This window comes from Algoriphagus sanaruensis, from assembly GCF_001593605.1.
Lineage (GTDB): Bacteria > Bacteroidota > Bacteroidia > Cytophagales > Cyclobacteriaceae > Algoriphagus > Algoriphagus sanaruensis.
This window is the reverse complement of sequence record NZ_CP012836.1, coordinates 3,330,450-3,349,321: the sequence shown is the minus strand read 5'-3', so window position 1 is coordinate 3,349,321 and position 18,872 is coordinate 3,330,450. Positions and strand designations below refer to the sequence as shown.

Below are 18,872 nucleotides of genomic sequence, written 5' to 3'. Positions count from 1 at the left end.
TTTTCCAAGGCCTTTTTTCATTTTTCCTTACTTTTGCGGCAGTTTATTGCGAACTAAAACTAACTACCCTATGTCCTCCAAAAGAAAAATTACTGTCGCAAATGGCGATGGCATCGGTCCCGAGATCATGAAAGCAACACTTGCCATTTTGGATGCTGCAGGTGCACAGCTGGAATATGATGTGATCGAAATCGGTGAAAAGGTATATCTGAAAGGAATCAGCTCAGGTATGGAACCTAAAGCGATCGATTCACTTCGAGAAACCAAAGTATTTTTGAAATCACCGATTACTACTCCTCAAGGGGGAGGGTTTAAGTCTCTCAATGTAACTACCCGAAAGTCTTTCGGACTTTATGCTAATGTGAGACCTTGTAAGGCTTATTCGCCTTTTATTAAGACACATTTCCCAAAAACAGACTTGGTGATCATCCGCGAAAATGAGGAGGATCTATATGCTGGGATTGAGCATAGACAAACACAGGAAGTTTACCAGACCTTAAAGCTGATTTCTCAGCCAGGTTCGGAAAAAATCATCCGATATGCTTTTGAATATGCGAAGAAATACGGTCGCAAGAAGGTAACTTGTATGACGAAGGATAACATCATGAAGCTGGCAGATGGTCTTTTTCACAAGACTTTCGACGAAATCGCAAAAGAATATCCAGACATCCAAACAGATCATAAAATCATCGATATCGGTACAGCTTTGATCGCGGAGCGACCTGAGATTTTTGACGTGATTGTTACACTAAACTTATATGGTGACATCATTTCTGATGTGGCAGCACAGGTGACTGGTTCTGTAGGATTGGGTGGCTCTGCCAACGTTGGAGAAGAAGTAGCAATGTTTGAAGCGATCCATGGTTCTGCACCTGATATTGCGGGTATGGATATGGCGAATCCTTCAGGTCTGTTGAATGGAGCAATCATGATGTTGGTTCACATCGGCCAGCCTGAGATTGCTGAGAAAATCTCCAATGCATGGATGAAGACCTTGGAAGACGGAATCCACACTGGAGACATTTATCAGGAAGGGCTTTCTGCCAAAAAGGTGGGTACTCATGAGTTTGCGCAAGCAGTTATTGAGCGATTGGGACAGCTTCCGGTGAAAATGGCCCCTGCCTCTTTTGATAAGGAAGATACCAAACCCATGAATGTCAAACTCGCTGGTAAACCAAAAGCAGCGAAGGAATTGACTGGTGTGGATGTATTTATTGACTGGGATGAGGATGGAAGAGATCCAAATGTGATTGGTGAGAAATTGAGACAAGCCAATGCAAATGGTTTACAGTTGTATTTGATCACCAATCGTGGGGTGAAAGTATTCCCAGAAGGATTGAAAGAAACCTTCTGTACTGACCACTGGAGATGCCGATTCAAAACCGCTGATGGCTCTGCAATTTCGCATACTGATGTCCTCAATTTGCTTGGTCAAATCCGCGATTTGGGATTTGATTTTATCAAAACAGAGCACTTGTACACCTTTGACGGTGTGAGAGGCTATTCATTAGCACAAGGAGAATAAAAGAAGTCCGAATTTAGATTTAAGATTTACGAGGGCTGAGAGAGCCTTCGAGGTTTTTGAAATCTGGAGGTTTATAAAAAATCCAGGGTCTAATTTCGAACTGTGAATAATGAAGTTAAGGGGATAGGAAACTTTCCCCTTTCTTTTTTGGTAACTCTTGAGGTTTTCAAAACCTCGAGGGTTTGATTTACTTTGTTAAGCTTATACCAATCTTAGAAAATGACCCGACGCGTACTCATTGTTACTTATTACTGGCCACCAAGTGGGGGGTCGGGTGTACAGCGTTGGTTGAAGTTTGCTAAATATCTGCCTGAAACGGATTGGGAACCGGTCATTTTTACGCCCGAAAACCCAGACTTTGATCTGAAAGATGAAAGTTTAGAAAAGGAGGTTCCCCAGCAATTGGAGGTTATTAAATTTCCGATTTGGGAACCCTATCAGCTTTTTTCCAAGGTGAAAGGAAAGACCAAAACTCACCCTGGACGTCTTTTGGAACAAAAAGAAAAAGGATTTCTAGAAAAAGCAGCCATCTGGGCAAGAGCAAACTTATTGATTCCAGACCCGAGAGTTTTTTGGATAAAGCCATCAGTAAAGTTTCTTACTGACTTAGCCAAAAGCGGTCAATTTCAGGCCATCATCACCACTGGTCCTCCGCATAGTATGCATTTGATCGGGAGAGAATTGAAGCGAAAAACAGGTTTGCCATGGATCGCTGACTTTCGAGACCCTTGGTCTCAGTGGGAATTTTTGGATACTCTTCCCATGACTTCATGGGTTCGTAAAAAACATATTCAACTCGAGCAAACGGTGCTTCGAGAGGCCAATGCAATCCTTACCATTTCGCCTACTTTTCAAAAAGATCTTGAGAAAATCGCCAATCGACGGATTAATCTGTTGACCAATGGCTTTGATCCAGCAGACATTCCAGCTGGTTTTTCTCCAAAAGAAAAGGAGCCTGGGAAACTCCATTTGGTCTATTCAGGGATCATCGATGCCATTCGCAATCCAATTCCGCTGATGGAGGCGCTGAAAGCAGAGTTTGGACAATCCGAAATTCAGATTGATTGGACATTTGTCGGAAAAGTAAGTGAGCAAGTGAAAGAATATGTGAGGCAAGATGAATGGTTGTCCAAACGGATTCACTTTGCTGGGTATGTTTCGCACCGAGAAGTATTTGATTTTTATGCCAATGCTGATGTCCTGGTTTTGATCCTGACCGATACCAAAAATGCCCAAGGCAATATTCCGGGGAAGCTATTTGAATATTTGGCCACTGGAGTTCCGGTGTTGGCTTTGGGTGATCCTGAGGGAGATTCGGCTCGGATTTTAAAGGAAGCCGAAGCTGGTCAGGTAATTCGCCATGGAAATCAAATGGGCATTCAAGCCCAACTTCGAGCACTTGTTTCCACAGAAAAAAGTACTGTAAACCTCGAAAGCTTGGCGCAATTCTCTCGTAAAAATCTAACCCATCAATTAGCCAGAATTCTCGATGAACATACCCTTTCTTGATCTAGGCCGATTGGAAGAAAGCCTAAAATCACGGTTAAAATCGAAGTTTTCGGAGGTTTTGGAGACTGGAGTTTTTTCCGGTGGGAAGGAGGTTCAAGTCTTGGAAGAGTCCATTTCTAATTTTCTTAATTCAAAGTATTCCAACCCCTGTGCCAATGGAACCGATGCCCTAGAGTTAGCTCTTCGAGCATTGGGAATAGGGCCTGAAGATGAAGTGATTGTTCCGGCAATGACTTGGGTTTCTACTGCAGAAGCGGTGGTATTGGTGGGAGCTAAGCCTGTTTTTTGGGATACTGATCAGCAAGGTTTGATTCGAGAAGATTGGGATAAAGCCATTTCTTCTAAAACCAAAGCGATAATTCCAGTTCACCTTTATGGGAAAATGGTGGGAATGGCGTCACTGATGGAAAAAGCGAAAAAGCTAAAGATTGCAGTAATTGAAGACGCCGCACAGGCATTTGGCGCTTTTCAAAATGGAAAAGCAGCCGGGACTTGGGGAGAAGTGGGTTGCCTGAGTTTTTACCCAACCAAAAATCTTGGAGCTTTGGGAGAAGCAGGAATGTGTTTGACCCAGAATTCTGAAATTGCTAAAAATATCAGATTGCTTCTCAATCACGGTCAGCCTGTTCGAGACCAGCATGAGCTTGTTGGCAGAAATAGTCGGATTGATACCTTGCAGGCTGCTTTTTTGAATGTAATGCTGGAGGATTTTGACGAGAATCAGAAACGGCGAAAAGCCATTGCCAAAAAATACCTCGAGGCTTTTGACGGTATTGCAGAGTTAATTTTACCGAAAGGAATTTTAGCTGAAGATCACAATGCCCATTTGTTTGTGATTCAGGCGGATCGGAGAGATGAGTTGCGATCATTTTTGGAAGCAAATGGAGTAGGGACTGCGGTTCATTATCCGATGATCCTTCCCGACATGAAGTCCTATGCAAGCGCTGGAGATTTTTTCAATGCAAGGATATTGGCAAAAAATGGTTTATCCCTTCCCTTAAACCCATATTTGAGCGAAAATGAAGTTTCTCAGATAGTGGATTTGGTCTTGAAATTTTTCAGGTAATCCTATTCGAGGGGGAGGTTTCGCCTGATTTTTTTCTATTTTCCCTCATGACTTTCTCCCAAGAGCCACTCTTTATTGCAGGAACCCTATGTATTGCTGTATTTTTTGCCAACTGGCTGACTCGTTTTCCTTGGGGAAAAACAGTCGGTACTCCGATTTGGGTGATCGCCATTTGTGCCTTGTTTTCCAATCTGGGGCTTATTCCGAGTGCTATGGATGGGAATCCAGTCTATGATGGGATTTTTCTGTATTTGGCCCCACTAGGGATATTCATTGCACTTTTAGAAGTGGATTTGAAAAGCGTCCGAAAGGCCGGCTTGCCACTTTTAGGGATGTTTTTACTTGGATCTTTGGCCACTGTGATTGGCGTGGTTGTTTCTTGGTGGCTGGTCAATCCTGCTGTGCAAATTGGTGATCTTGCTCCCGCAGTCGCAGGCATGTTCACCGGCACCTATATTGGCGGTTCGATCAACTTTAACGCGATCGCGCTTCACTACGAAGTCAATCAAAGTGGTAACCTTTATGCTGCGGCCACAGTAATTGATAATCTGATTGGTACACCTTGGATCATCGCGACCCTCATCTTACCCAACTATTTGCAGAAGCTTTTCCCTAGGAAAAAACTTGCTTCAGCACTTTCTGGAGAAAGGGTGCAAGGCATGGAATATGTGTCCATTTCTTCATTAGCCTCACTTTTAGCCTTAGGGCTGTTGGGGATTACAATAAGTAAGGTTTTGGTGGCCTGGTTTCCCCAAGTTCCCGAGATTATCTTTCTCACCACGCTGGCGTTGATCTTGGCACAGTTTCCTTCAGTACAGCAATTGGTTGGAAAGCATACCATAGGATTTTTTATGATACTCCTGTTTTTGGCGGCAGTGGGTACACTTTGTGATTTTGGGGCTTTGGCTCAAACTGGTGAATTGGCGGGTACTTTACTGCTTTTTGTAGGACTTCTGGTATTGATTCACGGATTGGTTTTGTTTGGTGTAGGAGCTTTGTTGAAGATGGATTGGGATGTGATTGCGGTAGCATCTCAGGCCAATGTGGGTGGAAATACGACCGCTATTGCTGCGGCTGAAAGTCTAAACCGACCCGATTTATTGATTCCGGGAGTATTGGTAGGGAGTTTGGGAAATGCGCTAGGAACGTATGTGGGATTTGCTGTGGCAGGAATGCTTTAAGTATCTAGTGTCAGGTATCTAGTATCAAGGCGTAGGGCATTAGTCACAGCGTAGGGCATTAGTCACAAGAATTATCAATTTCCAATGAACAATTCTCGATTCTCCAGGAGATGGATATTCAGTTTATAAGAACCAATTTTAAAGTACCACTAACTCATTTTTCTACTAAGCTATAACCCAAAAACACCCTATTGCATTAAGTTGGCGATGGGATTGTTTGGCTCCTTTGGTGACTTTTTGGGAAAACGGAAAGGCAAAACTCAGGCTTCGTAAATCGCCTTGAGTTTTTGGGTTTCATCTACTGCCTCTTGAATAACACGAGGTAAAAGGAACATCGAAATCCAAACTATCGACATCGCACTAATGGTGATCCACGCCATCACGCCTTGGAATGATAGCGTAGTTGGAATTTCTTCACCAATCAGATATTTGGTACCGTGGACGGATACCTGAAGAATCAATTGAAATCCAGTGAAAAAGCTAAGTCCATGCTTGAAGGTTGCATAACCTTTGAAGTTTTTCCCGATACGGTGGTAATAGATAAAGAAAAAAACAACCGCTACCATCAGGCCAATCACGCCCCATCCAGGAGCAGTTACCTTTTCTCCAAAAAGTGTAAAGTTTTGGCTCATCCAATGAAAAGTCCAGCCCAAAAGGAATAAATAAACAACACGATAAGAAGTCAAGAAGCTTCTCAAACTCGCCCAATACCGGCTCCAAAACTTCTTCCGGATACTTTCCCGATAGGAATCTGCCAAGTCTGCAAAACCAAAAATCCCAAATTCAGAATGCGCTTTCCGGAAAGCTTCATCTAGGGTCAGCTTGGGATTTTCGTCCATCAGCACCTCGATTCGACAGGCCACATGGTCCAGAATCTCGTATTGCACGTCGATTTCCTCATAGCCTTTGAAGGAAATGAGTTTTTTGAGCGTGGTGATTTGGTCGGTAGAGAGATTCATTTGGTTTTTAATTTGTGGTAAAAAGCGACTTTGACCAATGACAAAAGGTATAGTGAAGCCACGAGTATGATAAATCCTAAAATGAACTTAGGGCTATTTAAAATAGCATCATCGTAACTTAGCTTGGTTCCAAAGTGAATCCAAGAGAGCATTCCAAAAGCAAATCCAATCCTTGAGAAAACTCCAACTTTCAAGCTGTTTAATGGCTTGTGTCTTGAGATCGAAAGATTCAAAGCATCTTTAAATCCAAGCTTGTACCAAATTCCTAAGATGACCATAAATGCAAGAATCGAAGTGGCGAACATCAAACCGTTAATCCCAAATTTTACAAAAGCGAAAATCAAAAGACCTAACCAGGCGGCATAGGTCAGGTTTTCTTTCCAGCCAAGGTTCCAAAATTTCAGAGAATCCAGCTGTAACTGACCGATCTGCCGATTGGTTGCTTTCCTAACTTCCTTTTCCATCCCTTTCACCACCGACCAGGCAAAGGTCTCATTCAGTTGCTGGAAAATTGCTTCAAACTCTTCAACAGGCTTTTTCTCCAATTCGGTGAAATAGTGGTCACGAATCTCATGGTAGATTTCGAGATAAAAGATTTTCAGACTTTCCAGCCGCTGGTCGATTCGGACGATTTCTTGAGGCGATAGCTTTCTCATAGCAAAGCAGTTTTGGATTTGATTTTCCAAACTTCAAGTAAAGACAGTAAATACAGCGTCAACACAGCGGTAATCACTGCAGCCACGCCGGGCAAAATCGGATTAAAGTCTATTCCAAAGTCGAAAAGTCTCGGGAAATAGATCAGGACTTGGCCTAATAGGACAGGTAGATAGATCCGCTCAGAAAATGGCGTTGCTGTCGAGGAATAGATGGGAATAGCCATTCCTTTGAATGTTCGCTTGATTGGTTTGATTTTTTTTGCAACTCTCCAGTTGAATGCAAACCAGACGATTGTCAACAAAATCAGCGGGGATAGGATTAGGATTCCGACCTCTTTTTCGGATTGGGTTTGATTGGCGATATAAAAGAGTAGGGCCAAAATACCTGCTGCGTAAATCCAACGGGAGGTACAAAAATATTTTCGAAGCACCAGCCACTGCGTTTTGCTGATATCTTCTCTCATTGACTTATTAAATTTCGCTTGAAGAGCATGGCAATAGGCAAAGGTGAACTTTTGCTCTAACTCCAAAAGTTGGAGACTGAATTTTTCCTCAGGAAATTCTTGTAAATGGCTGACATAGTGATCGTAGATTTCAGACAATACTTCTGCCGAGGAAATTTCCTTGTGAAAAATTACCCGCTGCACTTCCTTAAATTCTGATTGGGTCAACTGCCTCATTTTTCAAGAATTAAAATCCCAAGTCCGGCTTCAATCCCGGATTGATGATGCGTTGCATACTTTCTACAAATGACTGAAGTTCGGCCAGCTTGGAGCTCACTTCCTTTTGCCCGTCCTTGGTCAGGCTGTAGTATTTCCTCACGCGATTGTCTACTTGCTGGATTTCGGTGGTGAGCAATCCTTCAGCTTCCAGCTTGTGTAGGGCAGGGTAGAGGGCGCCTTCGGTGATTTTGATCTCGCCGGCAGTGAGTTCCTTCACTTTTTGGGTGATTTCGTAGCCGTACATCTTTTCATTTTCCTCAAGTAGTTTAAGAATGATGGTTTGAAGGCTTCCTTTGATCAGCGCGTTGCTTGACATGGTGTTAAGTTTGAATTCGAATATATCAATTTCTTATATACATAAGAAACTGAGGTATATTTTTTCATGAATTTTAGGTTCAATTTGCGCCATGATCAAAAGCGGCTATTTTCTGGCTTTTCTGCTGATTTGCTTGGTGGGAGAAGTTTTTTCCCAATCTTACTTCAATGAGTTTGGCAGGAAGATTACCCGAATAGATTACGAAGAGAAAATCCTGAATGGGCCTTACTTCGGGGTTCCTGGAGAGCTGGAGGGAGATATGAAGTTGGTGCATCGAATGCCTGCGGGAGTAACTGACGCGAGGTTGATCTATGAAAAGTTGGGCTTAAAGCAAGAATATGGAGCTGGAAAACCAATCATTGTTCTGTATTATCCAGGCAAGGATGAATGCAATTCTACAGGATCAACCGATGCGGCCTACCTCAAGAATAAGCATAAGGCCGTGGTTAGGTATTCGGAAAAGCACAACACCGTGGCTCCATTCTATTTTTATAAAAATCCACATGGATTAGAGAAATACGAGGGGATTGTGGAATGGAAGGCTGATCCAGAAGGACTTTTTGAAAAAATGTTCTTCCAATTTCCTTATCCATGTGGGAGTTTTGTGGTCATCAGTCCCAAGGGAAATTATCGGGCAATTCTAGGAGAATATCCCGTTTCCCAAATCGATGTCGCATTGAAAAAACTTTAGACGAATTAATACAAATGACCATTCGAGTAGCACAAAATTCAGATTTGGGGGATTTACTGCACATGGCAAGAACTGCCTTTTTACAGGCTTTTACGGCTGGCAACAAGCCTGAAAATGTGGAGGCCTATCTCGCTGAAGCCTTTACCTTATCTCAGTTTGAAAAGGAGCTTGCTAACCCTGCTTCTACCTTTTTTGTGGCTGAACTCGAAGGTGAAATCATCGCCTACACCAAAGTCAATTTGGTGCCCGCCCAGACAGACGTGCACGATCCCGATAGCTTAGAGATCGCTCGATTGTATGTCTTGGAAGAGTATTTGGGAAGTGGATTGGGGAAAAAGCTGCTCGATACGGTCATTGACTTTGCGAAGCAGCATCAGAAAAAATACCTCTGGCTAGGCGTATGGGAGCATAATGCTCGTGCAATCCGCTTTTATGAAAAAAATGGCCTCCGAATATTCGGAAGCCATCCTTTTCCTTTTGGTGATGAAATCCAAACGGATTATCTGATGCGTTTGGATTTGGTTTAATTTCCCGGTTGATAACTGAATCCTAATTTTTGGAGCCCGGCTTGAACCTCCGGAATTTGCATAAAAAGTTTCCATCCTAATCCACTTCGGTAATTTTCAATCATCGAAACCATCGGTCCTTGGTCGATGGCCAAATAGCGCTGAGGGAAGAAGTTGTGTTCTGGACTCATGGCGTCGTAAAATCCATACGGGCCAAAGACTTTTTCTCCATAGTTTTCGTACAGGTTTCGGATTACTTTCAGGGATTCTTCCGGGGTATAAACAATGGACGAAACGGCAGCAGTTGGGGAAATCACGCCCGTATCATTGCCAGGTCGGTGAGCATCATAAAAGTTGATCGAATACGAGGCTGTCAATCCCCAGAGATTTTCTCCATAGCCTTTGAATTTTTTGGGGTTTTGGATACACCAAGCCCGGTTGATTAAGGTCTGATTTACGTTTTCCTGCCAATAGTCGGCATATTGATCTTTGAGCCCTTTGGGATTTAAACTGAGGTAGGAATAGTGCGCCCAAAAGAGCGGGCCTCCATATTGTTCTGCTCCGTTATGTTTGAGTTGAAGAGGGAATCCAAAAGCCCCTGAATTGGTCGCTTGAATTCCACCAGATCTCGCCCAGCCTTGGTGGTAGGCTTCAGCAGGGATCGAATGGGTCGGGGAGGCAGCTCCAAGTACATAGGCGATGAGACATTCATTGTATCCTTCGAGAGCAAAGTTCATTTCCCATTGATAGCGAGGAGACCAATGCCAATACAACACATTCTGATTTTGAGTATGGAAGGCAAAATCCATTTCTTTCCATAGTTTATCTATGCGCTCTGCAATGGATTTTTCGGCTTCTGTTCCGGTTTTGAAATACTCTCTAACTACCAATAATCCTTGCATAAGGAAGGCTGATTCGACGAGATCAGCCCCGTCGTCTTTTGGAGAAAAAGGTTTGACCCGACCTGTTTTTCCATCCAGCCAATGCGGCCAAATGCCATTCCAACGATCAGCTTTCTCAAGAAAGCTGATCATTTTTTCAAATCGTGCCACGGCCTCTTGCCGACTGATCCATCCCCGCTCAATCGCTCCCAAAATCCCGATTAGTCCCATACCTGTACCTCCGGTGGTGATAATATGGGCATCATTATCCGGATAGATCCCATCGATATGGATCCGCTCTGGAGCCATGCCTGAGTTGGGTTCGGCACCTTTCCAGAAATACTGAAAGGTGTAGTACTGCACCGTATCGAGCAATTGCTCATCGGTAAGCGTGTAGGTTGGTTTTTTGGGCTTTTCGGCTTGGACACAGGATACTGCGAATAGCGAAAGGATGAGAAGTAGATTTTTCATAGGAATCAAACTTGAGTTCAATCTCTAAAAAAATGATTGCATCCCAAGACGGTATGGGTAATTTTGAAATAAAAACATGAAGCGGTTTTTGGTTTTAATAGGATTGGTTGTCGGTCTTGGATACGCCTCGTTGGCCCAAGAGAAAAAGCCTATCGTAATTTTAATTTCCTTGGATGGGTTTCGCTATGATTATGTGGAGCGATTTCAACCCGAAAACCTAAGCCGATTTATTGCTGAAGGTACGGCTGCAAAGGGATTGATTCCTTCTTTTCCTTCCAAGACCTTTCCCAATCACTACACGATCGCTACCGGTATGCTTCCCGATCATCATGGATTGGTGGATAATTCATTTTATGAACCAGAAAAAGACCAGGTTTATACGATGGGCAATCGAGATATTGTCCAGGACGGATATTGGTATGGGGGAAAACCGCTTTGGGTTTTGGCGGAGGAAAATGGGCTGAAAGCAGTGAGTTATTTTTTTGTGGGTTCAGAGGCTCCTGTTCAGGGAATTCGCCCGAGTGAATATTTTGACTACGATGGAAAGGTGCCCAATCTCACTCGAATAGCCAAAGTATTTGATTGGCTGAGCTTACCCGATTCGGAGCGTCCAAGCCTGATCACCTTGTATTTTTCAGATATGGATGACGTTGGTCATGCCTATGGTCCTGACAACCATGAGATGATTGGGAAAGCACTTCAAAAACTTGATCATGAATTAGGAGCATTGATTGAAGGAGTTGAAAGCTTCGATCTTCCTGTTCATATCATTTTTGTGTCCGACCACGGAATGGCTCCGGTAGAAAAGCAAAAGCTGATCAATTTAGACAAATTGACGGAAGGAGTGGACGCTCGATTAGTCAATAATGGAGCCTTGGTGCACGTTCATTTAGCTGATCCGAGCACCAAAGTCGATGCAATCCAAAAAATTACTCAGCGATCCGAGCATGTCCAGATCGATGATTTTGTCGGAAATAAAAATTACACAGATGTTACTCGCTATCCTCAGCGATTTGGGGATTTTATTGTCATTCCAGAGTTTGGGTACTATTTGGCGGATAATCGCGGGATGATGCGATATCAAAATCGCTCAGCCCTGCTCAAGACAGAGGTTTTTGGGGAGCACGGTTTCAGTCCAAAGTATCAAGAAATGTGGGGGATTTTCTATGCTCGCGGTCCAAAATTGAAATCTGAGTTGGTAATTGAGCCTTTTCAAAATATTCACATCTATCCTCTAGTGTGTCAACTTTTAGGTTTGCCGATTCCCGCCGATATTGATGGGAAGTCGGAGGTGTTAAATCCCATATTAAAATGAACCGAATTCCGATTCAGTCCCGACGGGAAGTAGACTTTTTGGTGAGCAGATTTTACGAGAAAGTTCGGATGCATGAGGTCTTAGGTCCTGTTTTTAATCAGATGGTGGAGGATTGGAACCATCATTTAGTACATCTTTCAGATTTTTGGGAAATGATACTCCTTCAAACTGGTCCTGGAGCGGGGAAATTTAATCCCACCAAAGTCCATCGGGAAGTGGATGCCTCGATGAATCATCAGATTGATCAAGTTCATTTTGGGAATTGGTTGGAGCTCTGGTTTTCGACGATTGATCGGTATTTCGAAGGAGAGGTGGCAGATTTTGCCAAGGAGCATGCCAGAAGAATGGCTCACATGCTGTTTATGCGGATCTGGGAAGCAAGGAATCCTGGATAATACCTTGTATTGGGTTGAAAATCAGTATTTTTATTTTCATTCTTTCAATTTTATAGTTTATGACTAAAGCTAGGTTTGCATTCAGCCTTCTTGTTTTTATCCTAGGTTACTTGATGATAAGTAGTTTAGGAATCGCTCAAGAGAGACAAAAATTATTTGATTCTGAGGAACCGCTTTCGCTTCGAATGGCTGTATCCATCAAGGCCCTCAAAGCAGAAAGCAATGATTCTACCTATGTAGATGGAGAGATTCAGTTAGAAACTTCTCCGGGGAATTGGGAAGCTTTTCCGTTTGATATGAGGACGAGGGGGAATTTCCGGCTCAACGAATGCTTTTATCCCCCCATGCGAATTCGGCTAAAAAAGAAAGAGGCCGAAGGAAGTGTTTTTCAAGGAAATCGCAATTTGAAATTAGTGCTACCCTGCTCGAAGACAAAAAATGCTGACTCATTCATCGGGAAGGAATACTTGGCCTATAAGTTTTATGAGCAGGTGACCGAGTACCACTTCCGAACCCGACTTGTTCGTGTGAAGTTTACCAATTTGGATGATCGAAAAGCCGAGGAAGTCGAACTCCTGGGATTTGTAATCGAAGACAATGATGAGGTAGCGGAGCGATTTGATGGCAAGATTCTAAAGGATAAAAAAATTGCACCTATTCTGATGGATGATCTCCCTACGCTACGTCATGATTTCTTTCAAATGATGATTGGAAATACAGATTGGTCGACACTTTTTCAACATAATCAAGAAGTGATGTTGATCGGGGAGAAGACGGTGATTCCTATGGCTTATGATTTTGATATGACGGGATTAGTCAATCCTCCATATGCTCAGGTGAGCACCTTGGTCGAACTGGAAAGTGTAAAGGATCGGCTTTATCGTGGGTTTTGTCGAAATGAGCCTATGATGCAAGCCGTGCGGAAGGAGTTTCTGGAAAAGGAAGAGCAGTTTTATACCGAAATCGACAACCAAAAATTGTATTACTCCGAGGCTGAAGCAAAAGCAATCAGAAGTTATTTGAAGGAATTTTTTGACATGCTTCGTTCGGATAGAATGTTTACTGAGAAAATTCTCAAGTCGTGTCGAACCGTCGATGGGTCGGTGATGAAGTGATCTTTTGTGGGATTTACTAAAAGCGAGGGCCTATCAAGGCCCTTTTGCATTTTTTACTAAAGCGACCTTTCGAGGTGTGGATACTAGTGATTTCTGATAAAGTCAGGACTTGAGCGAACTTTTTGACTGGTATGAATTCAACTATTTTCGAGAGGTGTTTGACTGATCACAAAACTATAAGGGTGATTTTTAGCGCATTTCTTTTTCATGTTTGGTCATCAGGTTTCCCCTTACGTCCACTTTTAGGAATCTATTTTTTTATCTTTTCTTTGATTCGAACTCAGTATTTTGAATAAGTCTATTCCGCCGCATTCCAATACGCCATTCGCTCTAGCTTGTCCACTTCGATGGAGTAGAAGCCGAATTCTTCCACCACTTTCCCCTCGATTCGGTAGATTGCCCGACCTTTGAAAGGATACTTTTTGACCACGGGAGGGAAGTGCACTGTGTCGATCCAGTCCCCCTCTCGATCCAAAAAAGTCCCGAAGTTCATCACATCCCCCTTGACCGTTCGGGTATATTTCACCGTGACCAGGTAGCCTAGGATGGTGACGTGTTTTCCCAAGTATTGAGTCATTTCACGTGCCTTGATGCCTTGGAGGCTTTGGTCTTTGACTAAGTGAAAAGGAGAGTCCAAGGGAAACTCCAAAATATCGATCTGATCCAAAATCTCCTGTCGAATATCGGTTTCGTCCAGATCTGGGACTTGAGGAGGCTTTTTGCCAAAGCTGATCTCAGTTGAGGTTGAGCGAAAAAGTTCATTCGTACTTACGACAGCCTTTCGCTTGTTTTGGAGAAAATGAGCTTCCCAAAGGAGTTCTTGCTTCGTTTTTCCAGTAAATCGAAAGCAAGTCATTCGAATTAGGATCAGGAGCTGCTCCAAGCCGATTTCCACCCTTGCTACAAAGTCTGCCAATCCTAGAAATGGGCCGTTTGCTCTCCGCTCGGAAAGCAGTTTTTCTACGGTGCCCTTTTCCAGATATTTCATGTGGATAAAGCCGAGGTAGACGGTTTTTCCGAGGATTCGGGTCAGGTATTCGCTCTCGTTCAGATGTGGAGCTTGGATGTTGGCTCCGTTCATTCGGAGTTCGTGTACATAGAATTCAGTGTGGTAAAATCCCCCGAAGTTGTTGATTACACCTACCATAAATTCCAGTGGGAAATAAGCCTTGAGGTACAGACTCTGATAGCTCTCCACAGCAAACGAAGCCGAATGGCCCTTGGCAAATGAATACCCCGCAAAGCTCTCGATCTGATGCCAGACTTCTTTGGCTACCTGATCTTCCCGACCGAGCTTCTGGCAATTGCTGAAAAACTTGTCCTTGACTCGTTGAAATTCATCCTTGGATCTGGATTTTCCGCTCATTCCTCTGCGTAGCACGTCAGCTTCGGCCAGACTGAGGCCTGCGAAATAGTGGGCTACCTTGATCACATCCTCTTGATAGACCATGATCCCATAGGTCTCAGGCATGATATCGGCCATCACAGGGTGTGCGGTTTTGCGGCGCTCATGGTCGATGTGTCGCAGGATGTATTCCCTCATCATTCCCGATCTAGCCACGCCGGGACGTATGATGGAGCTGGCAGCGACTAGTTCGAGGTAAGTATCAGCTTTCATCTTGGCTAGTAGCATGCGCATGGCAGGTGACTCTACATAGAATGCCCCGATGGTATGTCCAGTGCGCAGATGTTCTTTGATTTTTGGGTCTTTTTTGAATTTTTCGACCTCACGGATATCCACCTTTACTCCTTGATTTTGATAGATGATCTCCAGACTGGATTTGATGTGACCCAGACCCCGTTGGCTCAGAATGTCAAACTTATGCAAGCCGATATCTTCAGCGGTATGCATGTCGATGTGTGCGAGTGGAAACCCCTTCGGAGGCATATCCGTCGCCGTGTAGTAGTGGATAGATTTGTGAGAAATCAGGATTCCGCAGGCGTGAATCGTCAGGTGCGAGGGCATGTCGTGTAGCACTCGCGAGTATTTGATGATCAGCTTGCCAAACTGATCGGGCTCGTAGCCTTCTTTGTCTGCATGATGAATGAGGGACTCGATATCGGTTTTGGGTAGACCAAATACTTTTCCCAGCTCCCGAAGCATGGAGTTGTATTGAAAAGTGCTGTAGGAACCCAATAGGGCGACATGCTCCTCTTGTTCCCCATTGTATTTTCGGAAAATGTAATCCGTCACCTCGTCTCGATCCGTCCAACTGAAGTCAATATCGAAGTCGGGAGGATTTTCCCGATATAAGTTGATAAAGCGCTCAAAGTACAAGTCCAACTCTATCGGATCCACATCGGTGATGCCCAAACAGTAAGCCACAATGCTATTTGCACCCGAGCCTCTCCCTACGTGATAGAAGTTGCGGTGCTGCGCAAAAGTGATGATGTCATAGTTGATCAGGAAGTAAGAGACAAAGCCCTTCTGCTGGATGAGCTCGAGTTCTTTGTCGATTCGTTCGGAGATTTTTGGGGAAAAATCAGGATAACGCCGCAAGGCTCCTTTGAAGGTTTCCTGTCTGAGATAATCAAAGTCTTCCCAGTCCGAACCAAGAATATCCCGGCGGTTTTTGACTGCTTGGAAATAGAAGGAAAACTGGCACTGCTCGAGAAGCTTTTGGGCATTGACGAGGAGGTAGCTGTGGCTTTCGCAGCGGGCAATCAGATCGGCATAGGAGTAGAGCTGGTCGGTAGGATCGGCCTGCTCAGTACTTGGAAGTTTGCTCAATAGCGTATTCAAATCCATGCTTCGCAAAAGGCGGTGAGCGTTAAACTCCAGTTTGGAACTAAAGGTCGCCGGTTGAAGAAGGACGAGCTTTTCCTTTTTACGATACCAGGGAGATGTCAGTACTTTATTGAGTTGACTGGGATGTACACCGACGAATTCATTTTCCTGCAAGGGAAAGGATTTCTCTGAAAAAGGATAGATCACAAAGCTGTTTTCAAATTTGGGAGCTCGTGACTTAAACTCACGCTTTCGGGTCAGGTGCTCGGAGAGGTGTTTGTTCAGCTCAAAAAAACCTTCCTGATTCCTCGCCAAACCGATGTACCGTTGGTCGGTTCCATTGCGAAAGTCGATGCCGATGACAGGATGGATACCGGCCTTTTGCGCTGCACGGATAAACGGAAAGACTCCCGCCGTGCAATTAATGTCGGTCAGGGCGAGGGCGTCGAGCTTTTTGCCTTTCGCCTCAGCGATCAGCGCTTCCACAGACATCGTCCCGTATTTGAAGCTGAAGTGAGAATGGCAGTTGATAAACATGTATGATTTATAATTTTTAATGTCGACTGTATCTAGAAGGCCTCAAAGGTTTCGAGATACACTCCGTGAGATACGCTCCCTTCGGTCGCGAGATAGTTTGTGTTGGATTACAAATCCTCGATAGGACCTCGGGATTTCAAATCCTGAGGAGTCGGAGAGCTAGGCCTTCGAGGTTTTTGGAAACCTCAAAGGCCATTAAACATTAAAATGTCAATAATTTTAACATTTTAATGTTTATAAATTAAACAATAGGATTGAGATCAAGTCAAGGGATTGACTGATTTTTGGAGGAAAATGTCGGGATGAATATTTGAGCTCAAAAAGTAGGGAGCTCAACAAATGAAAGGCTTTAAAGCTTTCAATTTTTTAATTTGAATAAAACTTAAATCAAGCCTTCGCCAGCGTCAATTGAAACTCTAAAGGGCTACAAGTTTGAAATTCATCTGCTTCTAGGTCTTCAAAAATCTCCTCATCAGCCTGGATTTCGGTCTTTTCGATCTTCCCATCGGGATGAACAATCAACTCTATTCCGCTGAAATCTACTGGATTGATCATGACCAAAACTTGATAATCGTCAAAAATTCGTTTGAAGTATTGTGAAATTGCTTTAGCCATGGGGTATCTCTTAAGTTTTTTTCAAAAATAATCTGAAAAAATTGAAACGATGCTTTGTCTTTTCCAATCCCTTTCTAAATTTGCCTCTGTCTTATGAAATCTATAGCAAAAAATTATTGGTGGTGGCATTCTACAACTTTCCAAGGGAAAGCTCAGAAAGCCATTGCCTAAATTTTGCGCAGCACATATCACAGAAGGCTTACTGGATTTCCCGGTAGGCCTTTTTTTATGCCAAAATTAACCACAGATGAACCACGTCAAGTATCCGATTCTCACTACGTACCGCAAGCGGCTGGCTGATACGATCACGCCGGTAAGCATTTATTTACAGATCAGAGACCGATTTGCCAATCCAATTTTATTGGAATCTTCCGACTACCATGGTCAGGAAAACAGCTATTCCTACATCTGCTTTAATCCCTTGGCTACTTTTGAATTTAATGCTGGAAAAGTCACGGAAAAGCTTCCAGATGGCAAAGAGTTGGTGTATGAAGTTACTGATCAGAAGCGCCTGATGGATTGTTTGAGGGCTTTTGGAAATAAATTTGATCCCACACCGGACACCTTTAAATTCAGTACAAATGGCCTTTTCGGTTACATTCAATACGACACGGTAGGCTGGTTTGAGGATATCAAGCTGAGTAAAACGGCTCCGAATGAAATCCCCATGATGCGCTATGCGATGTACCAAAATATCATCGTGGTGGATCATTACAAAAACGAATTGCATCTCTTTGAGCACCGAGTTCCCGGAGCAAACAATTCGGAGTATATCGCCGAAATCGAAACTTTACTCAACAATAAAAATATCCCCGCCTACACCTTCAAAAGAGTGGGAGAGGAAGTGTCCAACTACACGGATGAGGAGTTTTTGAAAATCCTCAACCAAGGTCGCGAGCATTGCTTCCGTGGTGATGTCTTTCAAATTGTACTTTCCAGACGCTTTTCTACCCAATTCAAAGGAGATGAATTCAATGTCTATCGAGCACTTCGTTCGGTCAACCCTTCTCCTTATCTCTTTTACTTTGATTATGGATCATTCAAGGTGTTTGGAAGTTCGCCAGAAGCCCAAATCGTAGTTAAAAATCGGAAAGCAACGATTTATCCGATTGCGGGTACCTTCAGACGGACCGGAAATGATGCAGAAGATGCACTTCTAGCTCGTAAGCTGTATGATGATCCCAAGGAAAATTCCGAGCATGTCATGTTAGTCGATTTGGCAAGGAATGACCTTTCAAGATCTTCCGATTTAGTGGAGGTAGATGTATTTAAAGAGATTCAATACTATTCTCACGTGATTCATTTGGTTTCCAAAGTCACGGGGCAACTTGCAGACGGAGCAAATCCCCTTCAGTTGGTTGCAGATACCTTTCCAGCAGGTACACTATCGGGTGCTCCGAAGTACCGAGCAATGGAACTCATTGACCAACTGGAGAACGTAAGCCGTCAATTTTACGGCGGAGCAATTGGCTATTTAGGTTTCAATGGCGATTTCAACCATGCCATTTTGATCAGGTCTTTTGTATCAGAAAATAATCATTTGAGGTTCCAGGCCGGGGCAGGTGTGGTAGCAAAAAGCTCCATTCCGTCAGAATTGCAGGAAGTGGCCAATAAGCTGGAGGCGTTGAGAGTTGCACTGAGAGCGGCGGAAGGCATTTAAGTTCCAAAGTTGGAAAGTGGTAAA

17 protein-coding genes are annotated in these 18,872 nt (G+C 43.6%); 10 read left to right on the top strand and 7 right to left on the bottom strand.

What is annotated here, in order from left to right; translation table 11 throughout:
• The first annotated feature begins 70 nt into the window (after positions 1-70).
• From AO498_RS14610 to AO498_RS14595, 4 genes are all read left to right on the top strand, one after another.
• Positions 71-1,525: an NADP-dependent isocitrate dehydrogenase gene (locus AO498_RS14610; RefSeq protein ID WP_067549281.1), complete on the top strand. Its 1,455-nt coding sequence runs from the start codon at positions 71-73 to the stop codon at positions 1,523-1,525.
• Between the two features lie 219 nt (positions 1,526-1,744).
• Positions 1,745-3,034: a glycosyltransferase family 4 protein gene (locus tag AO498_RS14605; RefSeq protein WP_067549278.1), complete on the top strand. Its 1,290-nt coding sequence runs from the start codon at positions 1,745-1,747 to the stop codon at positions 3,032-3,034.
• A complete protein-coding gene (locus AO498_RS14600) occupies positions 3,015-4,100 on the top strand; it encodes a DegT/DnrJ/EryC1/StrS family aminotransferase (RefSeq protein ID WP_067549276.1) in 1,086 nt (361 codons plus the stop codon). The genes AO498_RS14605 and AO498_RS14600 overlap by 20 nt, the downstream gene beginning before the upstream one ends.
• 47 nt (positions 4,101-4,147) lie before the next feature.
• Positions 4,148-5,281, top strand: a complete 1,134-nt coding sequence (locus tag AO498_RS14595; protein WP_067549274.1) for a DUF819 family protein — start codon at positions 4,148-4,150, stop codon at positions 5,279-5,281.
• Between the two features lie 260 nt (positions 5,282-5,541).
• Here the strand turns inward: AO498_RS14595 and AO498_RS14590 are convergent, their stop codons facing one another.
• Genes AO498_RS14590 through AO498_RS14575 form a run of 4 tightly spaced genes read right to left on the bottom strand, consistent with a single transcriptional unit; the run spans position 5,542 to position 7,934 of the window.
• Positions 5,542-6,240 carry a hypothetical protein gene (locus AO498_RS14590; protein WP_067549271.1) on the bottom strand — a complete coding sequence of 233 codons (699 nt, stop codon included), beginning with the start codon at positions 6,238-6,240 and terminating at the stop codon, positions 5,542-5,544.
• Complete coding sequence (locus AO498_RS14585; RefSeq protein WP_067549268.1) at positions 6,237-6,896, bottom strand: hypothetical protein; 660 nt, start codon at positions 6,894-6,896, stop codon at positions 6,237-6,239. The genes AO498_RS14590 and AO498_RS14585 overlap by 4 nt, the downstream gene beginning before the upstream one ends.
• Complete coding sequence (locus AO498_RS14580) at positions 6,893-7,576, bottom strand: hypothetical protein (RefSeq protein ID WP_067549265.1); 684 nt, start codon at positions 7,574-7,576, stop codon at positions 6,893-6,895. The genes AO498_RS14585 and AO498_RS14580 overlap by 4 nt, the downstream gene beginning before the upstream one ends.
• 10 nt (positions 7,577-7,586) lie before the next feature.
• The gene (locus tag AO498_RS14575) at positions 7,587-7,934 is read right to left on the bottom strand and encodes a PadR family transcriptional regulator (protein ID WP_067549262.1); all 348 of its coding nucleotides are present in this window, start codon (positions 7,932-7,934) and stop codon (positions 7,587-7,589) included.
• 91 nt (positions 7,935-8,025) lie between these two features.
• On the opposite strand from AO498_RS14575, the gene AO498_RS14570 reads away from it, so the two are divergent.
• Positions 8,026-8,625, top strand: a complete 600-nt coding sequence (locus AO498_RS14570) for a hypothetical protein (protein ID WP_067549258.1) — start codon at positions 8,026-8,028, stop codon at positions 8,623-8,625.
• A gap of 14 nt (positions 8,626-8,639) precedes the next feature.
• Complete coding sequence (locus AO498_RS14565; protein ID WP_067549255.1) at positions 8,640-9,152, top strand: GNAT family N-acetyltransferase; 513 nt, start codon at positions 8,640-8,642, stop codon at positions 9,150-9,152.
• Here the strand turns inward: AO498_RS14565 and AO498_RS14560 are convergent.
• Positions 9,149-10,483 carry a glucoamylase family protein gene (locus tag AO498_RS14560; protein WP_067549252.1) on the bottom strand — a complete coding sequence of 445 codons (1,335 nt, stop codon included), beginning with the start codon at positions 10,481-10,483 and terminating at the stop codon, positions 9,149-9,151. The genes AO498_RS14565 and AO498_RS14560 overlap by 4 nt on opposite strands.
• Positions 10,484-10,559: 76 nt before the next feature.
• On the opposite strand from AO498_RS14560, the gene AO498_RS14555 reads away from it, so the two are divergent.
• Genes AO498_RS14555 through AO498_RS14545 form a run of 3 tightly spaced genes read left to right on the top strand, consistent with a single transcriptional unit; the run spans position 10,560 to position 13,308 of the window.
• Positions 10,560-11,798 (top strand): alkaline phosphatase family protein, encoded by a 1,239-nt coding sequence (locus AO498_RS14555; protein WP_067549248.1) that lies wholly within the window; start codon positions 10,560-10,562, stop codon positions 11,796-11,798.
• Complete coding sequence (locus AO498_RS14550) at positions 11,795-12,193, top strand: group III truncated hemoglobin (RefSeq protein ID WP_067549245.1); 399 nt, start codon at positions 11,795-11,797, stop codon at positions 12,191-12,193. Before AO498_RS14555 ends, AO498_RS14550 begins: the two co-directional genes overlap by 4 nt.
• Before the next feature lie 59 nt (positions 12,194-12,252).
• On the top strand, positions 12,253-13,308 hold the full coding sequence (locus AO498_RS14545; RefSeq protein ID WP_067549243.1) for a hypothetical protein: 1,056 nt from the start codon (positions 12,253-12,255) through the stop codon (positions 13,306-13,308).
• Positions 13,309-13,606: 298 nt separating this feature from the next.
• On the opposite strand, the gene AO498_RS14540 is transcribed toward AO498_RS14545, so the two are convergent.
• Together AO498_RS14540 and AO498_RS14535 are read right to left on the bottom strand one after the other, a co-directional pair.
• Complete coding sequence (locus tag AO498_RS14540) at positions 13,607-16,573, bottom strand: DNA polymerase III subunit alpha (protein WP_067549240.1); 2,967 nt, start codon at positions 16,571-16,573, stop codon at positions 13,607-13,609.
• 387 nt (positions 16,574-16,960) lie between these two features.
• Complete coding sequence (locus AO498_RS14535; protein WP_067549237.1) at positions 16,961-17,188, bottom strand: hypothetical protein; 228 nt, start codon at positions 17,186-17,188, stop codon at positions 16,961-16,963.
• 247 nt (positions 17,189-17,435) lie between these two features.
• Between AO498_RS14535 and AO498_RS14530 the strand changes: the two genes are divergently transcribed.
• Complete coding sequence (locus AO498_RS14530) at positions 17,436-18,848, top strand: anthranilate synthase component I family protein (protein WP_067549235.1); 1,413 nt, start codon at positions 17,436-17,438, stop codon at positions 18,846-18,848.
• Positions 18,849-18,872: the final 24 nt, after the last annotated feature.

What these genes read in the sequence shown, in the direction of transcription:
- AO498_RS14555 (WP_067549248.1), top strand. Translation starts at nt 10,560, where the DNA reads ATGAAGCGGTTTTTGGTTTTAATAGGATTGGTTGTCGGTCTTGGATAC.
- AO498_RS14570 (WP_067549258.1), top strand. Translation starts at nt 8,026, where the DNA reads ATGATCAAAAGCGGCTATTTTCTGGCTTTTCTGCTGATTTGCTTGGTG.
- AO498_RS14560 (WP_067549252.1), bottom strand. Translation starts at nt 10,483, where the DNA reads ATGAAAAATCTACTTCTCATCCTTTCGCTATTCGCAGTATCCTGTGTC.
- AO498_RS14600 (WP_067549276.1), top strand. Translation starts at nt 3,015, where the DNA reads ATGAACATACCCTTTCTTGATCTAGGCCGATTGGAAGAAAGCCTAAAA.
- AO498_RS14535 (WP_067549237.1), bottom strand. Translation starts at nt 17,188, where the DNA reads ATGGCTAAAGCAATTTCACAATACTTCAAACGAATTTTTGACGATTAT.
- AO498_RS14545 (WP_067549243.1), top strand. Translation starts at nt 12,253, where the DNA reads ATGACTAAAGCTAGGTTTGCATTCAGCCTTCTTGTTTTTATCCTAGGT.
- AO498_RS14550 (WP_067549245.1), top strand. Translation starts at nt 11,795, where the DNA reads ATGAACCGAATTCCGATTCAGTCCCGACGGGAAGTAGACTTTTTGGTG.
- AO498_RS14540 (WP_067549240.1), bottom strand. Translation starts at nt 16,573, where the DNA reads ATGTTTATCAACTGCCATTCTCACTTCAGCTTCAAATACGGGACGATG.
- AO498_RS14595 (WP_067549274.1), top strand. Translation starts at nt 4,148, where the DNA reads ATGACTTTCTCCCAAGAGCCACTCTTTATTGCAGGAACCCTATGTATT.
- AO498_RS14575 (WP_067549262.1), bottom strand. Translation starts at nt 7,934, where the DNA reads ATGTCAAGCAACGCGCTGATCAAAGGAAGCCTTCAAACCATCATTCTT.
- AO498_RS14605 (WP_067549278.1), top strand. Translation starts at nt 1,745, where the DNA reads ATGACCCGACGCGTACTCATTGTTACTTATTACTGGCCACCAAGTGGG.
- AO498_RS14590 (WP_067549271.1), bottom strand. Translation starts at nt 6,240, where the DNA reads ATGAATCTCTCTACCGACCAAATCACCACGCTCAAAAAACTCATTTCC.
- AO498_RS14565 (WP_067549255.1), top strand. Translation starts at nt 8,640, where the DNA reads ATGACCATTCGAGTAGCACAAAATTCAGATTTGGGGGATTTACTGCAC.
- AO498_RS14580 (WP_067549265.1), bottom strand. Translation starts at nt 7,576, where the DNA reads ATGAGGCAGTTGACCCAATCAGAATTTAAGGAAGTGCAGCGGGTAATT.
- AO498_RS14530 (WP_067549235.1), top strand. Translation starts at nt 17,436, where the DNA reads ATGAACCACGTCAAGTATCCGATTCTCACTACGTACCGCAAGCGGCTG.
- AO498_RS14585 (WP_067549268.1), bottom strand. Translation starts at nt 6,896, where the DNA reads ATGAGAAAGCTATCGCCTCAAGAAATCGTCCGAATCGACCAGCGGCTG.
- AO498_RS14610 (WP_067549281.1), top strand. Translation starts at nt 71, where the DNA reads ATGTCCTCCAAAAGAAAAATTACTGTCGCAAATGGCGATGGCATCGGT.